This window comes from Vibrio halioticoli NBRC 102217, from assembly GCF_000496695.1.
Taxonomy (GTDB): Bacteria; Pseudomonadota; Gammaproteobacteria; order Enterobacterales; family Vibrionaceae; genus Vibrio; species Vibrio halioticoli.
The window spans coordinates 19,387-42,274 of sequence record NZ_BAUJ01000014.1 but is presented as its reverse complement, the minus strand read 5'-3'; the positions used below and the strand labels follow the sequence as shown (position 1 = coordinate 42,274).

The 22,888-nt window shown below is 44.0% G+C and carries 18 protein-coding genes; 1 reads left to right on the top strand and 17 read right to left on the bottom strand.

Features of this window, described 5'->3' with window-relative positions; all coding sequences use genetic code 11:
• Positions 1-2: 2 nt before the first annotated feature.
• From dnaE to rpsB, 16 genes are all read right to left on the bottom strand, one after another.
• Positions 3-3,482: a DNA polymerase III subunit alpha gene (gene dnaE / locus VHA01S_RS05630; protein WP_023403387.1), complete on the bottom strand. Its 3,480-nt coding sequence runs from the start codon at positions 3,480-3,482 to the stop codon at positions 3-5.
• Positions 3,483-3,500: 18 nt separating this feature from the next.
• Positions 3,501-4,121, bottom strand: coding sequence for a ribonuclease HII (gene rnhB / locus VHA01S_RS05625; protein WP_023403386.1), 621 nt, complete (start codon positions 4,119-4,121; stop codon positions 3,501-3,503).
• Complete coding sequence (gene lpxB, locus VHA01S_RS05620) at positions 4,122-5,264, bottom strand: lipid-A-disaccharide synthase (RefSeq protein ID WP_023403385.1); 1,143 nt, start codon at positions 5,262-5,264, stop codon at positions 4,122-4,124. It abuts the gene before it with no gap.
• A 99-nt stretch (positions 5,265-5,363) separates the two neighbouring features.
• Positions 5,364-6,155 carry an acyl-ACP--UDP-N-acetylglucosamine O-acyltransferase gene (gene lpxA / locus VHA01S_RS05615; RefSeq protein ID WP_023403384.1) on the bottom strand — a complete coding sequence of 264 codons (792 nt, stop codon included), beginning with the start codon at positions 6,153-6,155 and terminating at the stop codon, positions 5,364-5,366.
• 1 nt (position 6,156) lies between these two features.
• Positions 6,157-6,588: a 3-hydroxyacyl-ACP dehydratase FabZ gene (gene fabZ, locus VHA01S_RS05610; RefSeq protein ID WP_052029581.1), complete on the bottom strand. Its 432-nt coding sequence runs from the start codon at positions 6,586-6,588 to the stop codon at positions 6,157-6,159.
• Between the two features lie 107 nt (positions 6,589-6,695).
• The gene (lpxD, locus tag VHA01S_RS05605; protein ID WP_023403382.1) at positions 6,696-7,715 is read right to left on the bottom strand and encodes a UDP-3-O-(3-hydroxymyristoyl)glucosamine N-acyltransferase; all 1,020 of its coding nucleotides are present in this window, start codon (positions 7,713-7,715) and stop codon (positions 6,696-6,698) included.
• 6 nt (positions 7,716-7,721) lie between these two features.
• Complete coding sequence (locus tag VHA01S_RS05600; protein WP_023403381.1) at positions 7,722-8,234, bottom strand: OmpH/Skp family outer membrane protein; 513 nt, start codon at positions 8,232-8,234, stop codon at positions 7,722-7,724.
• An 18-nt stretch (positions 8,235-8,252) separates the two neighbouring features.
• Entirely contained in the window at positions 8,253-10,691 is a 2,439-nt protein-coding gene (gene bamA, locus VHA01S_RS05595; RefSeq protein WP_023403380.1) for an outer membrane protein assembly factor BamA, read from the bottom strand.
• 46 nt (positions 10,692-10,737) lie between these two features.
• Positions 10,738-12,093 carry a sigma E protease regulator RseP gene (gene rseP, locus VHA01S_RS05590; protein ID WP_023403379.1) on the bottom strand — a complete coding sequence of 452 codons (1,356 nt, stop codon included), beginning with the start codon at positions 12,091-12,093 and terminating at the stop codon, positions 10,738-10,740.
• Positions 12,094-12,104: 11 nt separating this feature from the next.
• Positions 12,105-13,301, bottom strand: a complete 1,197-nt coding sequence (gene ispC / locus VHA01S_RS05585) for a 1-deoxy-D-xylulose-5-phosphate reductoisomerase (protein ID WP_023403378.1) — start codon at positions 13,299-13,301, stop codon at positions 12,105-12,107.
• A gap of 24 nt (positions 13,302-13,325) precedes the next feature.
• A complete protein-coding gene (locus VHA01S_RS05580; protein ID WP_023403377.1) occupies positions 13,326-14,171 on the bottom strand; it encodes a phosphatidate cytidylyltransferase in 846 nt (281 codons plus the stop codon).
• Positions 14,172-14,181: 10 nt separating this feature from the next.
• Positions 14,182-14,937 carry an undecaprenyl pyrophosphate synthase gene (uppS, locus tag VHA01S_RS05575; protein WP_023403376.1) on the bottom strand — a complete coding sequence of 252 codons (756 nt, stop codon included), beginning with the start codon at positions 14,935-14,937 and terminating at the stop codon, positions 14,182-14,184.
• A 102-nt stretch (positions 14,938-15,039) separates the two neighbouring features.
• Complete coding sequence (gene frr, locus VHA01S_RS05570; protein WP_023403375.1) at positions 15,040-15,597, bottom strand: ribosome recycling factor; 558 nt, start codon at positions 15,595-15,597, stop codon at positions 15,040-15,042.
• A gap of 61 nt (positions 15,598-15,658) precedes the next feature.
• Complete coding sequence (pyrH, locus tag VHA01S_RS05565) at positions 15,659-16,390, bottom strand: UMP kinase (protein WP_023403374.1); 732 nt, start codon at positions 16,388-16,390, stop codon at positions 15,659-15,661.
• 170 nt (positions 16,391-16,560) lie between these two features.
• Positions 16,561-17,403 carry a translation elongation factor Ts gene (gene tsf / locus VHA01S_RS05560; RefSeq protein ID WP_023403373.1) on the bottom strand — a complete coding sequence of 281 codons (843 nt, stop codon included), beginning with the start codon at positions 17,401-17,403 and terminating at the stop codon, positions 16,561-16,563.
• Positions 17,404-17,532: 129 nt separating this feature from the next.
• A complete protein-coding gene (rpsB, locus tag VHA01S_RS05555; RefSeq protein WP_021712066.1) occupies positions 17,533-18,264 on the bottom strand; it encodes a 30S ribosomal protein S2 in 732 nt (243 codons plus the stop codon).
• A 343-nt stretch (positions 18,265-18,607) separates the two neighbouring features.
• Here rpsB and map point away from each other — a divergent pair, with 343 nt between their 5' ends.
• A complete protein-coding gene (gene map / locus VHA01S_RS05550) occupies positions 18,608-19,483 on the top strand; it encodes a type I methionyl aminopeptidase (RefSeq protein ID WP_023403372.1) in 876 nt (291 codons plus the stop codon).
• A 62-nt stretch (positions 19,484-19,545) separates the two neighbouring features.
• Here map and VHA01S_RS05545 read toward each other — a convergent pair whose 3' ends face one another.
• The gene (locus VHA01S_RS05545) at positions 19,546-22,695 is read right to left on the bottom strand and encodes an HD domain-containing phosphohydrolase (protein WP_023403371.1); all 3,150 of its coding nucleotides are present in this window, start codon (positions 22,693-22,695) and stop codon (positions 19,546-19,548) included.
• Positions 22,696-22,888: the final 193 nt, after the last annotated feature.

The following is a 22,888-nucleotide window of genomic DNA, read 5'->3' as shown; positions in this document are numbered from 1 at the left end:
AATCAGTTAAATTCGAGTTCTACCTGGTCATTCCCAAGTAGCTGCTTTAAATCGTCAATCAACGTATCGCTTGGCGTAACTCGCCATTCAACACCCAAGGATAACTTGGCTCTTGCGTCGCTACGTTGATAATAAATATGGACTGGAATAGTACCAGCGCGATGCGGCTCTAACACTCGACTGAAGCGTTCAAAGAACTGTGCATCAATTTGAGACTCTGATATCGAGATACTGAGTCCAGAAGCGTATTTCTCACGAGCATGGCCAAGATCCATGACTTCACGAGCCGTCATTTTAAGGCCACCATTGAAATCATCAAAGCTGACCTGTCCAGAAACCACTACAATTCTATCTTTTTCTACAAGTTCTGCATACTTTTCTAGCATATCAGAAAATAACATCACTTCCATTCGCCCCGAACGGTCGTCTAAAGTCAGAATACCAATGCGAGTTCCGCGCTTGGTGGTCATCACTTTAGCCGCAATCACTAAACCTGCTAACGTAACAGATTGGTCACGTCTGGTTGGTGTGGCGTTATTTAATCGACAGCTAGTGTATTTTGCCAACTCGCGTAGATACAAGTTAATAGGGTGGCCAGTTAAATATAAGCCGAGCGTTTCTCGCTCCCCTTCTAGCCACACTTTTTCAGGCCATTTAGGCACTTGCGCATAGGCTTGCTCAACATCGGAATGGGTATCGGTTAATACGCCAAACATATCCGACTGTCCAAAGGCTTCCGCTTGGTGGTATTGACCCGCCGCTTTTACCGCTGCATCTACAGAGGCCATCATAGCCGCTCGGTGTGGGCCTAGACGATCTAGTGCGCCTGCTTGAATGAGCTTTTCAATCACACGCTTGTTGCATTTTTTAAGATCAACACGCGCACAAAAATCAAACAGATCTTTAAAGTGTCCGTCTTTGGCTCTCGCCTCGATCATGCTATCAATTGGGCCTTCACCGACCCCTTTAATTGCGCCAATGCCGTACACAATCGCGCCAGTTTCATCGACGTTAAAGCGATATAGGCCAGAGTTCACATCTGGCGGTAAGATTTTCAGCCCCATACGGATACATTCATCGACTAGGCCGACCACTTTTTCCGTATTATCCATATCCGCGGTCATTACCGCCGCCATAAATTCGGCAGGATAGTGGGTTTTTAGCCATAGCGTTTGGTATGAAACCAATGCATACGCCGCCGAGTGCGATTTGTTAAAACCATAGCCGGCAAATTTTTCTACCAAGTCGAAGATTTTCATCGACAACTCGCCATCTACGCCGTTGTTTTCCGCCCCTTCTTTAAAGACCGAGCGCTGTTTCTCCATCTCTTCCGGTTTTTTCTTACCCATAGCACGGCGCAACATATCTGCGCCGCCGAGCGTATAGCCCGCCAAAATCTGGGCAATTTGCATAACCTGTTCTTGATACAGAATGATGCCGTAGGTCGGTTCTAGGGTTTCTTTTAATGACTCATGTTGCCATGTTTCATCTGGGTAAGAGATGGCTTCTCGACCGTGCTTACGGTCGATAAAGTTATCTACCATGCCCGATTGTAATGGGCCGGGACGAAATAGCGCCACCAGTGCGATGATGTCTTCAAAACAGTCCGGTTTAAGACGCTTGATCAAATCCTTCATGCCGCGAGATTCAAGCTGGAATACCGCAGTCGTTTCGGAGTTTTGTAGCACTCTGAACGAGGCTTCATCTTGCAAAGGAATCGATTCGATGCGAACCGGCTCTTCACCCATTTTTTCAAGCCTTGGGTTAATTAGCCCTAGCGCCCAATCAATGATCGTTAGAGTACGTAACCCCAAGAAGTCAAACTTAACCAGACCTGCGGTTTCTACGTCATTTTTATCAAACTGAGTAACTGGGAAGTGCCCTTCAGCATCCGCATAGATCGGTGAAAAGTCGGTAATTGTGGTGGGTGAGATCACCACGCCACCGGCGTGTTTACCTGCGTTACGTGTACACCCTTCTAGGATGCGACACATATCGATAAGATCTTTGACCTCATCATCGGCATCATAGAGCTCGCCAAGTTGTGGCTCAGCATCAAATGCTTTGCTTAGCGTCATGCCCGGATCGGGTGGCACTAATTTGGAAATACGATCAACAAAACCGTATGGGTGACCTAACACTCGGCCTACATCACGAATAACCGCTTTGGCTGCCATAGTACCGAAGGTGATGATCTGCGATACCGCATCTCGACCATACAACTCAGCCACGTGATCGATAACCTGATCGCGCTTATCCATACAAAAGTCGATATCGAAATCGGGCATGGATACACGTTCAGGGTTTAAGAATCGTTCGAATAGCAGATCGTATTCTAATGGATCAAGGTCAGTGATCTTCAGCGCATAAGCCACCAATGAACCCGCACCTGAACCACGGCCTGGGCCTACTGGAATGTCGTTGTCTTTCGACCACTGGATGAACTCCATTACGATCAGGAAGTAACCGGGGAAGCCCATCTGGTTAACAACGCCTAGCTCGATTTGCAGTCGCTCATCATATTCAGTGCGACGCTCGGCGCGCACTTTAGGATCGGGGAATAAAAACTCTAAGCGCTCTTCTAAGCCTTCTTCAGACTTATGCACTAAGAATTCTTCAATGCTCATATCACCGGTTGGGAAGTTAGGTAAGAAATACTCCCCTAGACGTACGGTAACGTTACAACGTTTAGCAATTTCAACACTGTTTTGTAAGGCTTCAGGAATGTCTGAGAACAGCTCACACATTTCTTCTTCAGTGCGCAAATACTGCTGAGCACTGTAATTTTTTGGACGACGCGGATCTTCTAGAGTAAAACCATCGTGGATCGCCACACGTATTTCATGGGCGTCGAATTGTTCTGGGTTTAAAAAGACCACTTCGTTGGTTGCCACGACAGGCAAGTTACTCTGCTGTGCGCATTCTAGCGCAAAATGCAGATAGCTCTCTTCGTCAACGCGGCCTGTACGGGTCAGTTCCAAATAAAAACGATCGGCAAAATGTTGCTGATAAAAATCGATGCACTGCTGAGTCAGGTCGTCGTTGCCTTTTAATAAAGCTTTGCCTAACTCGCCACTTTTACCGCCAGAGAGAACAATTAAACCTTCGTTAAGCTCGGCTAACCATTCTTTATCGATAACAGGTTGGTGTTGAACATGACCGCGCAGGTAGGCTTTAGAAATCAATAGAGTCAGGTTTTTATAACCTTGGTTATTAGCAGACAAGACTGTGATACGGGTTAATTCATCACCAAATTCAGGTGACTGCATCATAAAGTCAGCGCCAATAATGGGCTTAACGCCCTCGCCGTGAGCCTTGTTATAAAACTTCACCAGACCACATAGGTTAGTAAAGTCGGTCAATGCTACCGCAGGCATACCAAGCTCTGCCACTTTCTTGACTAAAGGCGGTACTTTCGACAAGCCATCCACCATGGAATAGTCACTGTGGACGCGTAAATGTATAAACTTCGGCTCTGTCATAATTACTCTGTTGTTCCGTTAGTCAAGTAGACCTAACGCTCGTTTAACTGGCTTAAAACTTTTTCTGTGCTCAGCAATCACGCCGTGCTCTTCGATGGCGGCAAAATGTGCCTTAGTCGGATACCCTTTATGTTTCGCAAAACCAAATTGTGGGTACTTTTCATCAAGCTCAACCATTTCTTGGTCGCGCACCACTTTAGCGATGATAGAAGCGGCGCTGATTTCAGCCACTCTTAAATCGCCTTTCACGACCGCAAGCCCCGGCATCACGATGGTCGGCACTCGATTACCATCAATTAAGGCAAAGTCTGGCTTAATTGAAAGGCCTTCAATGGCGCGCGTCATCGCCAGCATAGTAGCATGCAAAATATTCAACTCGTCGATTTCTTCAGGTGAACAGCGACCGACTGACCATGCTAGCGCTTTTTGTTTAATTTCTGGAAATAACGCCAAACGTTTCTTCTCAGACAGCGCCTTTGAATCAGTCAGCCCTTCGATAGGGTTATTCGGATCTAAAATAACCGCTGCAGTGACGACATCACCCACCAGTGGGCCTCGCCCGACTTCATCCACTCCGGCAAACAAAGAGTAACCTTGTGGGTACTCAAAGGGAGGGTATTCTACTTTTACTTTTGCCATTTATTTGCCTATTAAATTCAGTACCGCGTTGGCCGCTTGAGTATCAGCATCACGCTTTATCCACGCATGCATTTCGCTAAACTTATCCGTCATATAGGTGGTATCACCATCGATAATATTCTGCATTGCTGTGAATATTTGCTGTGGATTACATTCTTCCATAATCAACTCAGTAAGTAGCTCTTCATCCGCTAGCAAGTTAGGCAAGCTGTAATACTTATTCAGCATCATACGCTTAGCAATAAATCCGGAAATTTTATTAACTTTGTATGCGGTCACCATTGGGCGATTAACCAGCATGCCTTCTAAAACCGCAGTGCCACAGGCCAGTAAAATAAAATCGGCTGCGGCCATAATATTACGTGCTGAGTTTTCTTCAATGATTTGAAAATCGAGTTCAGGAGCGGTTTGTTGCCAAATTTCTTCAAACTGAGCTTTTCGTGCTGGATTGACCGCCGATACGATAAAACCAATATCTGGGTATTTTTCATGCAGCAGTTTACAGCCTTCAATAAAGTCTTGCGCCATTAACTTTATTTCACCGCGACGACTGCCCGGCAGTACCGCAAGCCAGCGTCTGTCTTGCTGTAGGCCAAAACGTTCGCGCGCTTCACTTTTACTTGAATGCATAGGGATTGCGTCGGCTAAAGTGTGCCCAACAAACTCACACGCCACTTGATACTTATCGTAAAAGGCTTTTTCGAAAGGAAGAAAAGCTAACACAAGATCGGTTGCGGCATCGATTTTAAAGATGCGCTTCGGACGCCATGCCCATACTGAAGGGCTCACGTAATGCACGGTTTTTAAGCCGGCATTTTTCAATTCTAGCTCAAGTCGCAAATTAAAATCAGGGGCATCAATACCGATAAAAACATCCGGTTGCCACTGTTTGAAAAACTTAGCGGTTTCTTTTTTGATGTGCAAAATTCGACGCAATCGCCCTAGGACTTCAACCAATCCCATGACCGATAACTCTTCCATGTCAAACAGAGAGCGACAACCTAATGCCTGCATTTTTGGTCCGGCAATTCCAACAAATTCAGCATCAGGATATTTTTGCTGAATTCCCTTGATAAGACCTTCACCTAGTGTGTCCCCAGACAACTCTCCAACAACAACACCGATACGTAATGGTCGACTCATACATTGCACTCCCAGACAGAAAAAGGAAACAAAAAAGCACACAAATAAAAAGATCGCCCATTACAGCGATCTTTTAAAAAGGAAAACTAAACGCTGTTATTAGCGAATGATGCCACGATTAACATCATTATTTAGGTAATCAATGAATTGCTTAACCGCAGGGTATTCGTCTGCTGATTTGGCAATTTCAACTTTAGCTTCATCTAAAGTTAGACCTGAGCGATATAGGGTTTTAAATGCACGACGCACAGCGAGAATATCTTGCTTCTCAAAGCCGCGGCGTTTCATGCCTTCAGAGTTAATACCGATAGGACTACAGTGGTTACCTTGCGCCATCACAAATGGAGGGATGTCTTGCGCCACAGTAGAACCGCCGCCGATGAACGCGTGCGCGCCCAAAGTACAGAACTGGTGCACAGGAACGAGCGCAGTAAGAATTACGTAGTCTTGTACTTTAACGTGTCCTGCAAGAGTGGCGTTGTTACCAAGAATAACGTTGTCACCAATCACACAATCATGTGCAATATGTGCATTCACACAAAATAGGTTATCACTACCTACTTGAGTAATGCCCTTATCTTGAACTGTGCCGCGGTGCATCTGCACGCTTTCGCGAATCACGTTACGATCGCCTACCACAAGTTGGGTAGCTTCACCGTGATATTTCTTATCTTGGTTTTCTTCACCTAAAATGGCAAAAGAAAACACGCGGTTTCCATTACCAATTTTGGTTAAGCCTTTAATCACGACATGAGACATAATCTCATTGTCTTCACCAATTTCAACATCGCCACTGATGTATGTAAATGGCCCTACGCTAGTGTTAGCGCCAATTTTTACATTGCCTTCAATAACTGCAGTTGGGTGAATTTTTGCAGTAGGATCAATCATATTAGAATTCTCGACGAGCACATTTTAATTCTGCAGAACAAACAACCTCACCATCAACTTTAGCAACACCGTTAAACATCGCAATGCCGCGACGGTTTTTTAACAGTTCTACTTCGATGATCATTTGATCGCCTGGAGTTACGGGTTTACGGAATTTTGCTTGGTCTACGCTAGCAAAATAATACAATTCATTTTCTTTTGGTGCACCAAAGGTTTTAAATGCAAGCAAGCCCGTTGCCTGAGCCATAGCTTCTAGGATAAGTACCCCAGGAAATACAGGCAGTTGCGGGAAGTGACCAGTGAACTGAGGTTCATTAAAGCTCACGTTTTTCAAACCAACTAGATATTTTCCTTCTTCGTAATCGGTGACACGATCAAGAAGTAAAAACGGATAACGGTGTGGAAGAAGAGATTGAATCTCCATAATATCCATGGTCTTTTTTTCAGAAGTCAAAGTGCATTTCCTTTAATGTAACGCTTTAATTTATTTACGAATTATAGACTAAAAAGACCTGCTTATTGCAGGCCTTAATAGAGAATTTAAGAGCCGAGCTTTTTCTCGAGTTCGTTGAGGCGATTGAGCATGTCCTCAAGCCTGTTAAGGCGAGCAACAGATTTACGCCATTCTCGATTCGGTTGCGCTGGCATACCTGATGAGTAAACACCTTTTTCCGTGATGCTGCGAAGCACCATTGCACGACCAGAGATCATACTGCCGTCGGCAATTTCTAAGTGTCCTGAAATGGCTGCGCCACCACCAATAATACAATATTTACCAATGTGTGTACTACCACCGACTACAGTACCACCTGCAATACAAGAGCCGTAATCGATACGTACATTATGACCAATTTGAATTTGGTTATCTAAAATCACATTGCTGCCAATAACGGTGTCGTCTAACGCACCTCTATCAACGGTTGTGCTTGCCCCAATTTCAACACGATCGCCAATTCTGACTGTGCCTACTTGAGGAATTTTGATCCATTCGCCACGCTCGTTAGCATAACCAAAACCGTCTGCACCAATCACTGAGCTAGAATGGAAAACACAACGTTCACCGACTTGCACATGATGATAAATCGTCGCATTGGCCCACAATTGAGTGCCTGCGCCAATGACCGCATTTTTGCCCACATAAGCACCGGCACCAATAGAGACATTGTCTCCTAGCACAGCGCCTGAATCGATAGTGGCGTTTGGACCAATAGAAACATTACTGCCTAAAACTGCATCATCAGCAATACTTGCCGATGCTGCAATTCCAGTTGCAGGTAACTGAGGCGTATTTAACGCTTGAGCTACCTTAGCGTAAGCAACATAAGGGTCAGCGACGACCAGAGTATTACCTTTACATAATTCTCGTTCGCTTTCCTTTACCATGACTACTGACGCCTTACACTCAGGCAATTGCTTTTTATAGCGCGGATTAGACAAGAAAGTAATGTGCCCTTCTTCTGCCTTATCCATTGCAGCTACCGAAGTAACCTTAGTTGCAGGATCACCGTAAAGTGTGCCACCGGTAATTTGTTCAAGTTGTTGTAGCGTCAGTTCTGTCATAATTTATTACTTATTTAGTTCGTCAATCACTTTTTGTGATAGGTCTAGTTCAGGCTTAGCGTATTGAAGAGCTTGCGCGTCAACAACCATGTCTACACCTTCACGTTTAGCAACAACATTTACCGCGTCTTGAATCACTTTAAATAGTTTTTGCTTCTCTTGAGCTTCACGACGTTTGCCATCACGCTCTAAAGATTGACCTTTCAATTTGTATTCAGCTTCTAGACCAGCGATTTCGATTTGTAGTTTACGAACGCCATCATCACCTAGGAGTGCCGCATCGCGACGTGCTTTATCCGCTTTAGATTTAATCTTAGCTTCAATTGCTTTTAAATCTGCTGTTTTGTCTTTGAACTCTTCTTGCAGAGTTTTCAGAACAGCTTCTCGTTGTGGTAGCTCTTGGAAAATTTGAGCGGTATTTACATAAGCAACTTTTTGAGCAGCTTCCGCGGCGTGCGCAACCAAAGATGTAGACAAGACTACAAGACTCAGGCCTGCTGCTTTAATTAGTTTTTTCAATTTATTATCCTCAAATGTTTAGAAGGTTCTACCAATTGTGAAAGTGAAGACCTCTTTGTCATCACCCTCATAAATTTCAATCGGAGTCGCTAATGAGAACACTAATGGTCCCATAGGTGACATCCACTGTACTGCGGCACCTACTGATGCGCGGTATGCAAATGGGTCTGAATAGTCGTAATAATATTCAGAACCCGGTAAGTTATCATCTACGTCAACGTCGTTAAACTCTGTGTCCCATACACTGGCGACATCTAAGAACAAACTAGTACGCAGTTGATTACGGAAGCTATCCCCTGCAAATGGTGTAGGTACGATTAACTCAATACTACCCAACATGGTGGCGTTACCACCCGCAGATTCATCGGTTGCGGAATAACATGGGTTGTTACCACCGGCGTTACCAGAACAGCCTGATGGATCATCGTATACCGCTTTTGGACCCGCACTGTTTGAACCAAAGCCACGCAAGGTAGTGAAACCACCCGCATAGAAGTTCTCATAGAATGGGAACAAGTTATCATTGCCGCCTGTTTTAGCGTAACCGTTGCCATAACCTAAACGACCGCGAAGCAATAAAGCAAAGGTTTGTTTGTGGTTAAGCGGGAAGTACTGTCTCGCATCGTACTGAATTTTATAGTACTGCGCATCAGAGCCCGGAACGGTAATTTTACCGGTCAAACGTTGGTGGTTACCCGACGTAGGGAAGATACTTCTGTTTAGATTATTACGCGTCCAAGTCAGAGAAACGTCAAAATCGTCAGTTTCTAACGTATTTTCAATCGCATTGTAGTTACTACCTTGAGATTGAAGGAAGTTTTCTATCTGAACATAAGGGTCAAGGTTAGATAAACTGTTATGTGTGTAGCCAATACCCACTTCCACAAAGTTCAATTCATCAAATGGGAAACCCCAAGTTAAAGAGCCACCGTAGCTTTCATTGGTATAGTCAACAATACCCGCTTCCGATGCTTCAAACTTGTTGTAGAAAACCTTACCACCCAAACTGACACCGTCTAAGTTCCAATATGGGTCACGGTATTCTAAACTCACATTCTTCTGATAATCGTTCATCATGGCATTAATACCAACGCGATTACCTGTACCTAAGAAGTTGTCTTGTTGCAGACCAACTTGGAAGCTAATACCTGATTCAGTACCATAGCCGACACCAAAGTTAACACTGCCTGAGTTGGCTTCTTTTACCGAGTAAACCACGTCTACTTGGTCATCTGTGCCCGGTACACGCACGGTTTGTACATCAACAGTTTCAAAGAAACCAAGACGATTCAAACGTGTTTTACCTGTTTCTAGGTTTTTAGAATTTAACCAGCTGCCTTCCATTTGACGCATTTCACGACGCAACACTTCATCTTTTGTAGAGTTATTACCCACAAAACGAATATCACGCACATAGATACGGTTGCCCGCTTCTACGTTAACCACTAGTGAAACCGTATGGTTCTCATCATCAAATTCAGGGATAGTTCGAACGTTAGGATAAGCATATCCTGACTCGCCCAATACGCGCTTGATGGACTCTTCCATGCCAGTAACGGCGCCACCGCTGTAAACATCGCCTTTTTTGAACGGGTTCATCTGTTCAAATTCATCGCGCTTACCAATGAGCTCACCACGAACTTTTACGTCTTCGACTGTGTACTGTTCACCTTCATCTAAGAATAGCGAGATATACACGCCTTTCTTATCCGGGGAAATCGCCACTTGGCTAGAATCTACTTTAAACTTGAGGTAGCCCTGATTCAGGTAATACGACTTCATTGCTTCGAGATCGCCAGCAAGTACTTGCTTTTGATATTTCTCATCGGCCATGAAGTTCCACCAAGGCACGTCTACATTCAAGTTGAAACGAGATAATAATTCGCTGTCAGTGAATACGGTGTTGCCAATAAAGTTGATTTGCTGGATCTTAGCTGAAACGCCTTCCGAGAAAACAAATTTAAGATCGGCACGGTTACGAGGAAGTGGTGTTACCACCGCTTGTACTGAAGCGTTGTATTTACCTACGCTGTAGTAAAAGTCTTCAAGTCCCTTTTCAATGGTGCTTAAAGCGGTGCGATCTAACGCTTCACCCACTCGAACGCCAGAGGAATTAAGGTTTTGTTGAAGTTGTTCTTCTTCGATGGCTTTGTTGCCCGAAAAAGAAACACTCGCAATGGTAGGACGTTCCGTAACACGGACAACTAAATCGTTGCCGTCACGCATCACTTTTACATCTTCGTAGTTACCAGAGCGGTACAAAGATTTGATGATGTCAGATACATCTTTACTGCCAACAGTATCACCAACACGAACAGGCATCTCCAATAGAGCAGCACCGAGAGCTACACGTTGAAGACCTTCAATTTTAATATCTTGGACCACAAAATTTTCTGCACCGTAAACTGCACTACTTCCAAGTAGTAACGCGGTAAGCAGGATACGTTTTAGCGACATATCGACTTCTAATTTCCTATAAAAATACGCTGTGAGCTCAAAAGAATTACAGACGCATAAAATCGTTTAAAATTGCGATAGACATCAGTGCAAACACTATTGCGCCACCGACGCGGTACCCCATTTCTTGAATTTTTTCTGGTACCGGGCGACGGGTAACCGCCTCGACCGCAAAAAACAACAGATGACCACCATCTAAGATGGGTAGTGGCATCAAGTTGATAATTCCTAAATTAATACTTATTAAAGCCAAAAAGCCTAAGAAATACACCAAGCCATAATCGGCCGTAGCACCTGCTCCTTTAGCTATAGAGATAGGCCCACTGAGATTATTCAATCCAACATCGCCTACCACCAACTTTTTCAGCATATTGAAGGTCAAAGATGTGACTTGCTTAGTTTTTTCAATCGCTCGACCGATAGAATCTAGAGGACCAAACCTCAGATCGAATCGATATTCCTCTGGCCATGTGCCCACTTTAGGTGACACTCCAGCGAATCCTATCTTGCCATCTGCCGTTTCTCGAACGCCAGGAATAAGAGTAATAGGTAACGTCGTGCCATTGCGCTGTATTTCAAGTTGTAATGACCGGTCCGGATTATGGCGGATAATGGAAGCAAAATCTTGCCACTCGCTCACAGAGTTGCCATTCACTGATAAAACAGTGTCCCCTACTTCTAATCCAGCCTTAGCCGCGGCGCCTCCCTCTTGAACATTTGCAAACGTGAGATACAGTTCAGGAGAGTAAGGTCTGAATCCTAAAGTGGTCATCGCCGACTCAGTTTCCAGATCAAAATGCCAATCTTCGATATTAAGAGTGACGGTTTTCTGTTGGCCAATTTCATCCGCTGATGCCACGGTCATTGTCATCTGCTTATCGCCAATACGGGCAATCAGCCCCATATTAACAGATTCCCAATCTGCGGTTTTGACGCCATCAATGGATTTAAGTTCCATTCCTTGTTGAATTCCGGCTTGTGCAACAATGGAATTGGGGGTTACTTCACCAATTACGGGTTTTACGGCGGGAACGCCAATCAAAAAGACCAACCAATAGGCCAGAATAGCGAACAGGAAGTTGGCCATAGGGCCAGCAGCCACAATCGCGCTACGTTGCCATAGTTTCTTTTGATCAAATGCGAGAGGTTTTTCGTGCTCGGCAACTTCTTCCACGCGACTATCAAGCATCTTGACGTAGCCACCTAGTGGTATCACAGAGATAGAGTATTCAGTGCCCGTTTTGCCTATTTTTTTCCAAATAGACTTACCAAAGCCAATCGAAAATTTATGAACTTTTACGCCACAACGACGGGCGACCCAAAAATGTCCGTATTCGTGCACGGCAACTAAGATGCCAAGTGCCACAATAAATGAAGCAAAATTCCATAAAGCGGAGGCCATTACATCTATCCCTAATTTAGTTGCTCACTAGCAAAAATACGTGCCATTTTATCGAGCTCAATCAAGCTTTCCAAGCTATCCAATTGATGAGCGTGTTCAGTTGCACACACCTTGTTCATTACACTTCGGTTCACTTGCACGATATCAGTGAAAGCGATTTTTTGTTGTAAAAACGCATGTACCGCCACTTCGTTAGCCGCATTCAACGCGGTAGTGGCGTGCTGTCCACTATAACAAGCTTCAATCGCCAGTTCCAAGCACGGATAACGAGCAAAGTCTGGTTTGATAAAGGATAGTTCACCCATTTCAGTGAAATCTAATGGTTTAACGCCCGCTTTGACACGATTTGGATACGCCATAGTCAATGCAATCGGGGTACACATATCTGGCTCACCCATTTGCGCCAGAGTAGAACCGTCTTTGTATTGCACCATAGAGTGGATAACGGATTGCGGATGGATAACCACTTTCAGCTGTTCTTTATTGGCATTAAATAACCAACGAGCTTCAATATACTCAAGCCCTTTGTTCATCATGCTAGCGGAATCAACAGAAATCTTAGGCCCCATAGACCAGTTGGGATGAGCAATAGCTTGCGCAGGTGTCACCGATTTAAGTGATTGGATATCGCTATATCGAAATGGACCGCCAGAACCCGTTAACAGAATTTTATGCACGCCAGCATTGTCTAGGTTGCAATGTCCCAGATTGGTTTGAATACGTTCAGGCAAGCATTGAAAAATGGCGTTGTGTTCACTATCTACTGGCATAAGCTCAGCGTTGTGTTTTTTCACCGCATCCACAAATAACTGCCCAGACATCACTAGCGCTTCTTTGTTAGCCAGCAGCACTCGCTTACCCGCTTTAACGGCTGCCATGGTTGACAATAGACCTGCTGCGCCAACAATCGCCGCCATCACCATATCCACTTCAGGCAGTTGCGCTATGTGACAAAGGCCTTCGTCTCCAGCCAATACTTGAGCGGTATTGCCAACGGCACGCAGCTCTTTTTGTAATGTAAGCGCCGCCGACTTATCAGCCATCGCAACGTATTTAGGTCGCCACTGCTGACACAAGGTGAACATTTGCGCGTGGTTCGTGCCCGCGCCTAGCGCGTACACCTGATAATGCTCAGGGTTTTCAGCCACAACCTTTAAGGTGCTGCTACCGATAGAACCGGTAGCGCCTAGAATAGTGATATTTTTCATGCTAATTGACCAATCAAGTGCGGGTTACTGCAACATGAAATAAAGAATGGCAAAGACAGGGAATGCAGCTGTTAAGCTATCTACGCGGTCTAATACACCGCCATGTCCTGGAATGATGTTGCTACTGTCTTTAATACCAGCAACACGTTTAAACATACTTTCTACTAGATCGCCTAGCACTGAAATCACCACAGTCACGAAAGTCAGTAGTATCATCAACCAAGGGGTAGAGAATTTAAGCTCAAACCATGTCGCCATGCCCCATCCGACTAGTAAAGCAACCACTAAGCCGCCCACTAAACCTTCGATGGTTTTATTTGGGCTAACATGAGGGGCCATTTTATGTTTACCAAAGCGTCTACCCGCAAAGTATGCACCGCTGTCTGCCGCCCATACTAATGCGCAGACGTACATAACAAGTTTAGCGCCATAGTAGAAATCCACATCTAAATTAACCGCTCTCAGCGCTACGATGCTCCAAAAGAAAGGCAATAACGTCAGTAGACCGAAGGCAAATCGAAGAATATCTGAGTCTTTCCATAGCTTGGCGCTTTTGGGATAAGTAATCGCCAAACCGCTGGCGATAATCCACCAGATAGCACCTATGGCAATCACCACCGCCAAACTGCCCATCAAGTCGGGAGCAAGTACGGATTGCGAAGGGATACAAGAAAATGAGGTGAGAAAGCCCGTTAACAACAAAATCATTTTTGTTGCGCGGTTGCCGGATTCAATAAACTGAGTCCACTCCCACAAGCCGATCAAAGTGATTGCGCCTAACATCAGCATAAAACCAATAAATGGCAGCTGAAATACGCCTAAAATGACCAGAGGGCCGAGGATTAAAGCCGTTATAATACGTTGCTTCAAGGCTACTTCCTTATTTGTTATCCATAAGTGCTTTGATCTGCTCTCCAGTACAACCAAAGCGACGTTCGCGATTGATATACCAAGAGATTGCTTCGGCTAAGCCGTCTTCATCAAAGTCAGGCCAGTGTTTGTCGCAAAAGTAAAATTCTGCGTAAGCAACTTGCCATAATAAAAAGTTACTGAGACGAGATTCGCCACTGGTGCGAATCAAAAGATCCACATCTGGTAAATCTGCGAGGCATACTTCTTGTGAAATCAGATCTTCGGTAATATCAGAAGGTTGAATTTCACCGCGCATCGCTTGTTCAGCAATACGTCTTGTTGCCTGTGTAATATCCCATTTACCACCATAGTTGGCCGCCACATTGATAACCAATCCATTATTATCTTGTGTAAGCGCTTCGGCTTCTGCTATTTTTTTTTGTAAACGAGAATTGAAACCACTTTTATCGCCAATTATTCTCAGTTTAAGATCATTTTTATGCAAACGCTTCACTTCCGTTGATAGCAAAGTGATAAACAATTCCATTAAAAGGCTAACTTCTTCTTGTGGTCTACGCCAATTTTCACTGCTAAACGCAAACAGAGTCACTGACTTAATACCCAGCTTAGCGGCTGCGGTAATGGTTTTTCTGACTGCGTTCACCCCTTTCTTATGGCCATAAACTCGAGGTTTACCATGAGATTTCGCCCAACGTCCATTTCCATCCATGATGATGGCAATGTGTTGAGGAATAGAGCTAGGTGTTATTGAAGTGTCAGACATAGAGAAGATAGTGAATAATTAACAGGTGGGAGATAATAGCAGAAAAAAACGCTGCACTGTAGATGTGCAGCGTTTTAAGAATCAATCGACAGTCAGTTTTGATTAAACTTCCATCAACTCTTTTTCTTTTGCTGCAAGAACTTCATCAACATTCTTAACAGCAACGTCAGTCAGTTTTTGAATTTCGTCTTGTGCTTTACGATCTTCATCTTCAGAGATTTCTTTGTCTTTTAGAAGCGCTTTAAAATCACTGTTTGCGTCACGACGGATATTACGGATTGCAACACGTGCACCTTCAGCTTCGCCACGAACGATCTTAACAAGATCCTTACGACGCTCTTCTGTTAGCGGTGGAAGTGGTACACGGATAACCGTACCCGCAGACATAGGGTTTAGACCTAGATCTGATTGTAGAATTGCTTTTTCTACTTTAGGCGCTAGTTCTCTATCAAATACTGTAATAGCAAGAGTACGAGCATCTTCAGCAACAACGTTTGCTACTTGATTAAGAGGGGTTGGTGCGCCGTAGTATTCTACTGAAAGACCAGATAGAAGACTTGGGTGAGCACGACCAGTACGTACTTTTGAAAGAGTGTTCTTTAGCGCTTCAACGCTTTTGTCCATACGCTGTTGCGCATCTTGCTTGATTTCGTTAATCACGATTTCACCTTTGAAATTGTCTAGGCCAAATGAATGGCCATTCTAAGTTGTGCTAGGGCGATTATTCAGCGCTGCTGATAAGAGTACCTTCAGCTTCACCCATTACCACGCGACGTAGTGCGCCTGGCTTGTTCATATTAAATACACGAATTGGCATGTTGTGATCGCGTGCCAATGTAAACGCCGCTAGATCCATAACTTTAAGCTCTTTATCTAGAACTTCATTGTACGTTAACTGGCTGTAAAGTTCAGCGTCTGGGTTCTTCGCAGGGTCAGCATTGTATACGCCGTCAACTTTTGTCGCTTTAAGTACTAGATCAGTTTCAATTTCGATACCACGTAGACATGCAGCAGAGTCTGTTGTGAAGAACGGGTTACCTGTACCTGCAGAGAAAATAACCACGCGGCCTTGACGTAACTCACGAATGGCATCCGCCCAATTGTAGTCGTCACACACGCCTTTCAGTTGAATAGCAGACATTACGCGAGCGTTAACATAAGCACGGTGCAGAGCATCACGCATTGCAAGGCCGTTCATTACCGTTGCTAGCATACCCATGTGATCGCCAACGACGCGATTCATACCTGCTTCTGCAAGACCTGCGCCACGGAAAAGGTTACCACCGCCGATAACAACGCCCACTTCTACACCTAGTTCAACTAACTCTTTTACTTCCTGAGCCATACGCTCAAGAATAGTCGGATCAATGCCAAAACCTTCTGAGCCTTGTAGAGCCTCACCACTCAGTTTTAATAGGATACGCTGATATGCTGGTTTAGGATTTGTAGTCATGAAGTATACCTTCTAAAAGAGTTATCGATTAACAGTTGAGGATAGAGACTTGCTGATCTTGAAAGAAGATAGGCTAAATCCCAATTCTCAACCACTAACTATTTAGTGTTTATTCGTAAAAAGACCGCAGCAAAGGCCACGGTCTTTTAAAATATTAACAAGGCTATAAATTAACCTTTTTGAACCGCTGCAACTTCGTCAGCAAAGCTCATTTCAGCAGCTTTCTCGATGCCTTCACCTACTTCCAAGCGAACGAAATCAGATACTGATGCGCCACGCTCTTTTAGGATTTCACCAACAGATTTCTTAGGTTCCATTACGAACGCTTGACCTGTTAGAGAGATTTCGCCAGTGAATTTCTTCATGCGGCCGACAACCATTTTTTCAGCGATAGCTTCTGGTTTGCCTTCGTTCATTGCGATTTCAACTTGAACCGCTTTTTCTTTTGCAACAACTTCAGCTGGTACGTCTTCTGGGTTTAGGAACTCAGGACGAGAAGCAGCAACGTGCATTGCTACGTGCTTAAGTGTTTCAGCGTCGCCTTCACCAGCAACAACTACACCGATTTTCTCACCGTGACGGTAAGAAGCGATAGCAGTACCTTCAACGTACTGTACGCGACGGATGTTGATGTTTTCGCCGATTTTAGCAACTAGAGCAATACGAACTTCTTCGAATTGTGCTTGAAGTTCTTCAGCAGTAGCTTTAGAAGCTAGAGCAGCGTCAGCTACTTCGTTTGCGAATGCAGTGAAGCTTGCATCTTTAGCAACGAAGTCAGTTTGACAGTTAACTTCAAGAAGAACAGCAACGCCGTTTGCATCTTTAACAATGATTTTGCCTTCAGCAGCTACGTTGCCTGCTTTTTTAGCAGCTTTAGCAGCGCCTGATTTGCGCATGTTTTCAATTGCTAGTTCGATATCACCGTCAGTCTCGTTAAGAGCCTTTTTACAGTCCATCATACCTGCGCCAGTACGGTCGCGCAGTTCTTTTACTAGAGCAGCAGTTACAGCCATTCTCTAATCCTCAAGTTGATTCAAAAGGTAAAATTCAGGGGCCTAAATTGGGGCCCCTGATGTATACTAGCACTTAGTCTTTATTAATCGGTATTCCGACAAACGACTAAGTGTGACGCGGAGCAGATATTATTCAGCTTCTTCTACGAAACCGTCTTTATCAGCAGCAGTTGCAACGTCTTTGTTACGACCTTCAGTCACAGCTAGTGCAGCCGCGTTAAGGTATAGTTGTACCGCGCGGATTGCATCGTCGTTACCAGGGATGATGTAATCAACACCGTCTGGGTCAGAGTTAGTATCTACAACAGCGTATACAGGGATACCTAGGTTGTTCGCTTCTTTAACAGCGATATGTTCGTGATCAGCATCGATAACGAATAGAGCGTCAGGTAGACCGCCCATGTCTTTGATACCACCAAGAGATTTCTCTAGCTTCTCCATTTCACGAGTACGCATTAGAGCTTCTTTCTTAGTTAGTTTCTCAAAAGTACCGTCTTGAGCTTGAGCTTCAAGTTCTTTTAGACGCTTGATTGATTGACGAACAGTTTTGTAGTTAGTCAACATACCACCTAACCAGCGGTTGTTAACGTAGAATTGGTTGCTTGCGATAGCAGCTTCTTTAACAGCTTCAGATGCAGCGCGTTTAGTACCAACGAAAAGAACTTTACCTTTTTTCTCGCCAACTTTAGCAATTTCAGCTAGAGCGTCGTTGAACATAGGAACAGTTTTTTCTAGGTTGATGATATGAACCTTGTTACGAGCACCAAAGATGAATGGCTTCATTTTTGGGTTCCAGTAACGAGTTTGGTGACCGAAGTGAACACCAGCTTTTAGCATATCGCGCATTGATACAGTTGCCATTTTATAATCCTCTATTGGGGTTAGGCCTCCACATTCCCCATGAACTCGACTCCCTCAATTTGCCTAGCAAACCGTGGAGCACCCCGAATCATGTGTCGAAATGTGTGTGATTTAAATTAAGTAAGTATGTGAGGTAGGTGTCCATATCGCCCAAAAATAGGAAGACAATGGAATCTATCTCGGCGCGCTTTATACCATATTTATCGGCCTGATTACCAGAAATATCCTATTTATTTTACGTTTGAGACTAAAGGTGTCGCTAGCTGAGTTTTATTTTCATTTGCGAGTAAGCACAGTATTGTTAGAATAAAGGTAATTGTAGAAAGAGTTAACTGAGTACAGCATGTCGATAAAAATTAAAACTGAAGCTGAAATCGAAAAAATGCGCGTTGCAGGTAAATTAGCAGCGGATGTTTTAGAGATGATTACCCCGCACGTAAAAGAAGGGGTAACCACCGAAGAGTTGAATAAGCTCTGTCATGAATTTACTTTACAGAACGGTGCCTACTCGGCTCCTCTGGATTACCACGGATTCCCAAAATCAATCTGTACTTCTATTAACCATATTGTCTGCCATGGTATCCCTGCACTAGAAGATGAAGTGGGCAGTAATGGTCAGAAAAAACCGGCTGTGCTTAAAAACGGTGACATTGTTAATATCGACATCACTGTGATTATCCCAGACGATGAAAATGCCGATCTTAGCACTCGTCCAGAAGGCTACCACGGCGATACGTCTAAAATGTTTTTGATTGGCGATGTAACGCCAAGTGACAAACGTCTGTGCATGGTGGCCCAAGAGGCACTTTACTTGGGTATGAAACAAGTAAAACCTGGTGCAACCGTTGGCGCTATTGGCACCGCCATTGAAAAATACATCAAAGAAAACAACAAAAAGAACCCACGTAATAAGTTCTCAATTGTTAAAGATTTCTGCGGTCACGGCATTGGTAACGAGTTCCACGAGGAGCCACAAGTCGTGCACTACAAAAACTTTGACCGTCGCGTGCTAAAAGAAGGCATGTGTTTCACCATTGAACCTATGATCAACGCCGGCAAGTTCGGTTGTTCTATCGATGCCAATGATGATTGGACGGTGTACACCGGTGATGGTAAAAACTCAGCGCAGTGGGAACACACCATTGTGGTGACTAAACAAGGTTGTGAAGTACTAACTCTGCGCAGTGATGAGTCCATTCCTCGTTTAATGAACAACTAATCAACGCGATTAAATGAATAAAAGCCAGCAGATGCTGGCTTTTTGTTTATACAGGTCGCGAATCACACCCAATAATCTTCAATATCTACATCATCTATTTGTTCAGGCGTTAGATACTGCTGAGCATAGTCCAGATAAATCTTGCTGTGTAAGAACAAACGATACACTTCTTTATCCAAATGCTCATCGAGCACCATAAACTTCATGATCTTCAAAGATTCGCTGAGCGTTTTGGCTTTTTTATACGGTCTATCTGCTGCGGTAAGAGCTTCAAATACATCCGACAGTGCCATAATGCGTTCAGGAATGCTCAGCTCTTCACCTTTGAGTTTTCTTGGATAACCAGTGCCTTTCATTGTTTCATGATGCGTAGAAGCGTAGCGTGGCACTTTTGATAACTCTTCAGGGAAAGGCATTGCTTCGAGCATTTTAATCGTACTGATAATGTGCTCATTAATCTTAAACCTGTCCTCTTCCGTCAAAGTACCTTTACGAATGCACAAGTTATAGATCTCACCTCGGTTAGCAAGATACTCGGGCACTTCCATTTTAATGGCAAAATTTGGGTCAAATTCCACCTTCTGCGGATGGGCGATGCAATGCTCAGGTTTATCCGCAAGCAAAGGTTCAATGGCCGGTGTATTTGCCGGCTTTGATTGCGCATAGGCTAAATCAGTTTCGCTATAATGGCGCTCTTCTTCAGGAGATAACCCTATCCGATTATCTAAATAACGAACCCACGTTTTCTGCGCAATTTGCTGGATGCGCTCAATGGCCTCATCATCCATCATTTCTCCACCGACATTGGCTTTAGCAACCAATGAAAACTCATGTTTTAACGCCTCAATGTTGGCTTGCAGTTGGCTATCCATATCCGGATTTAACTGTGGGGATTGCTGTTGATAAAAGGCAATAATCTGATCGCGAATCATCACCTCAAAACGAGTTCGAATTTCGTGAATGCGGTTATAATTCACCTCTAATTTTGAGCCTTTATCAACAATATGCTCAGGGGTGGTGATCTTGCCACAATCATGCAACCAAGCGGCTATTTTGAACTCCCTTCGCTGCGCATCATTGACAAATTCAAATTGAGCCAATGAGCCCCTAGCCGACTTTTCCGCTTCATTGGCTAACATAATTGCCAACTCTGGAACTCGATTACAGTGACCTGCTGTATAGGGCGATTTATCATCGATGGCTTGCGCAATTAGCTTGATAAATGAATCCACAAATTCTTGCTGTTGCTGTTCGTAACGGCTCAACTCGTCGGCCGTTGTTTGAATCGAAACCGACAGTTCATCCAACTCCTTAATCACGGTTGGCACTAGCTCAACACTGCTGTATTTACGCTCGCGGACTTTCACCGTTTGTGCAATCAGAGCATGAATAGGCTTTACAATAGGGTTGGAAAAAACATGCGATAACGGGATCAGTAACAACAAAATAGCGGCTGAACCTAATGTCACCGTCATGACGTTACTCAGCGCCACCTTTAACAACGATTCGGCAGGAATGGTAATACTCAGATATTCGGTACCGTCTTCATATAAGTTCAGTTGTTGCACAAAGCCAAAATAAGGCACGCCATCCACATTAAATTTAGACAGTTGATTGCGCAGACTAGGATCTTTGGTCGCATCGATGAGGAACTTGTATGGGACTACGCTGTTAGGGCTTCCTGAACCAAACCATTTATTTTCCAGAAAATGAATTTCACTCGGCGTTAAACTTTTGACCGCTAAATTCATGATCTCAGCAAGCTTAGGGTCGATGCTTTTCGCCACAAAATGAAACGAGTTTTGCACCTGCAATAGACTTGCCGAGTCGATACGATGAACCTTAAGTCCCTCTATAAAGTGTCGATCAATTTTACTTTGTAAAATCACCGCCAGATCAATCACGCCATCCAGCTGACCATCTTCTATTTGTATCAGACCTGTGTATATATCATCCAATTCCACCAACTCAATCGAAGGTTGTTCACGTCTAATTTCTTCGACAATTGACCATCCTTTTAAGATGCCAACTTTTTTTCCTTTTAATTCACTCAGCGTTTTAATTCGTGTATTAGAAACCGCCACTGCGAAATCAAAATGCGCTAATGGCGTACTCAGTTCTCCCAAGCCTCGACTGGTCGCGTTATACGCCACAGGGAATAAAACCTCAATATCACCGTCTTTATACGCTTGCACCATCTCTAGCCAACTCAGTCCATTAATGAACTTGAACTGGATTCCCGTTTTTAGCGATATGATGCGCATAACATCAATAAAATACCCCGTAGGTTTACCCGAAACGGCAAAATCTAAAGGTGGCCAATCGGTTTGGTTTGATACTTCAAGCGTATCGGAGGCATTAATCAGTGCGTGTTGCTCAGGAGTAAGTTCAAGAGGGCTCACTCCCGGCAATAATGAATATTTATCCTCGTGCGATGAAGCCTTTAACGTGCCAGTTTGATCATAAATAAAAAACTGAGCAGGCAAATGAGTTTGCACCGGTCCTAATCCAGCTTTTACTTCGTGAGCTAAAGAAGCGACCACCACATCAATCCCGACCACACTGCCATATTTTGAATTTTTAATACGCGACGCGTAAGTTTGGCCGTTTAATTGCACATTGTGGAATAAATAGGGATCGGTTTTATACACTTGCGCATGGTTAGCACCTACAAACCAAGGGCGTTCAACCGCATTAAATTTGCTCCTCTCGATAACACTGTCCCTGAGTTCAAAGGCATCACTGTAGTAAGAGGTTACTTTCGTATTGGTCTGCTGATCTTTTTTTATTTCCACCAGCGCCCAACGGTCTTGAGTCTGCGCGCCAATTCGCGGCCGCAATCCTTCTACAGAATCTAAATTAATGAGCTGGTAAAAATGCCCGTTTTTTCTAGCAATATAAACGCTATAAAACATCGGGCTGTTTTCCATCAACTGAGCAAATGCATTGCGCGCGATATGGTTATGCTCAAATTGCTCCAGCTCTTGTTCAAGGCTGGCAAGGACTTTGGTTAGATTGGTCACAAACTCATCAAATTCACGAACTTCATTGCCAATGCTGTGAGAGATACCTTGATACTTTTCTAACGCAGTATGAAGAGCTTGTTGACGACTAAAATAGTATTGCAAACTGATTGCAACACTAGCGGTTATACAAGTTGTCAGGATAAAGAGACTGATCACTGTCACCTTTATCGTAAATCGCCTTTTCATCCAACCCTCATTAATGAAACTCCCTCACTAAATTAGATTAGAACAATAATTATGAAAGTGTATGAATATATTGGTTTTTTTGCCTAATTTACCGTATGAAAACGCTTTTGTTTGCTAACTTTATCTTGCTATCACTCACAATTTCAGGAAATATCAATTGTAGTGACTCTACTGCATAAAAGGACTTCGTGCG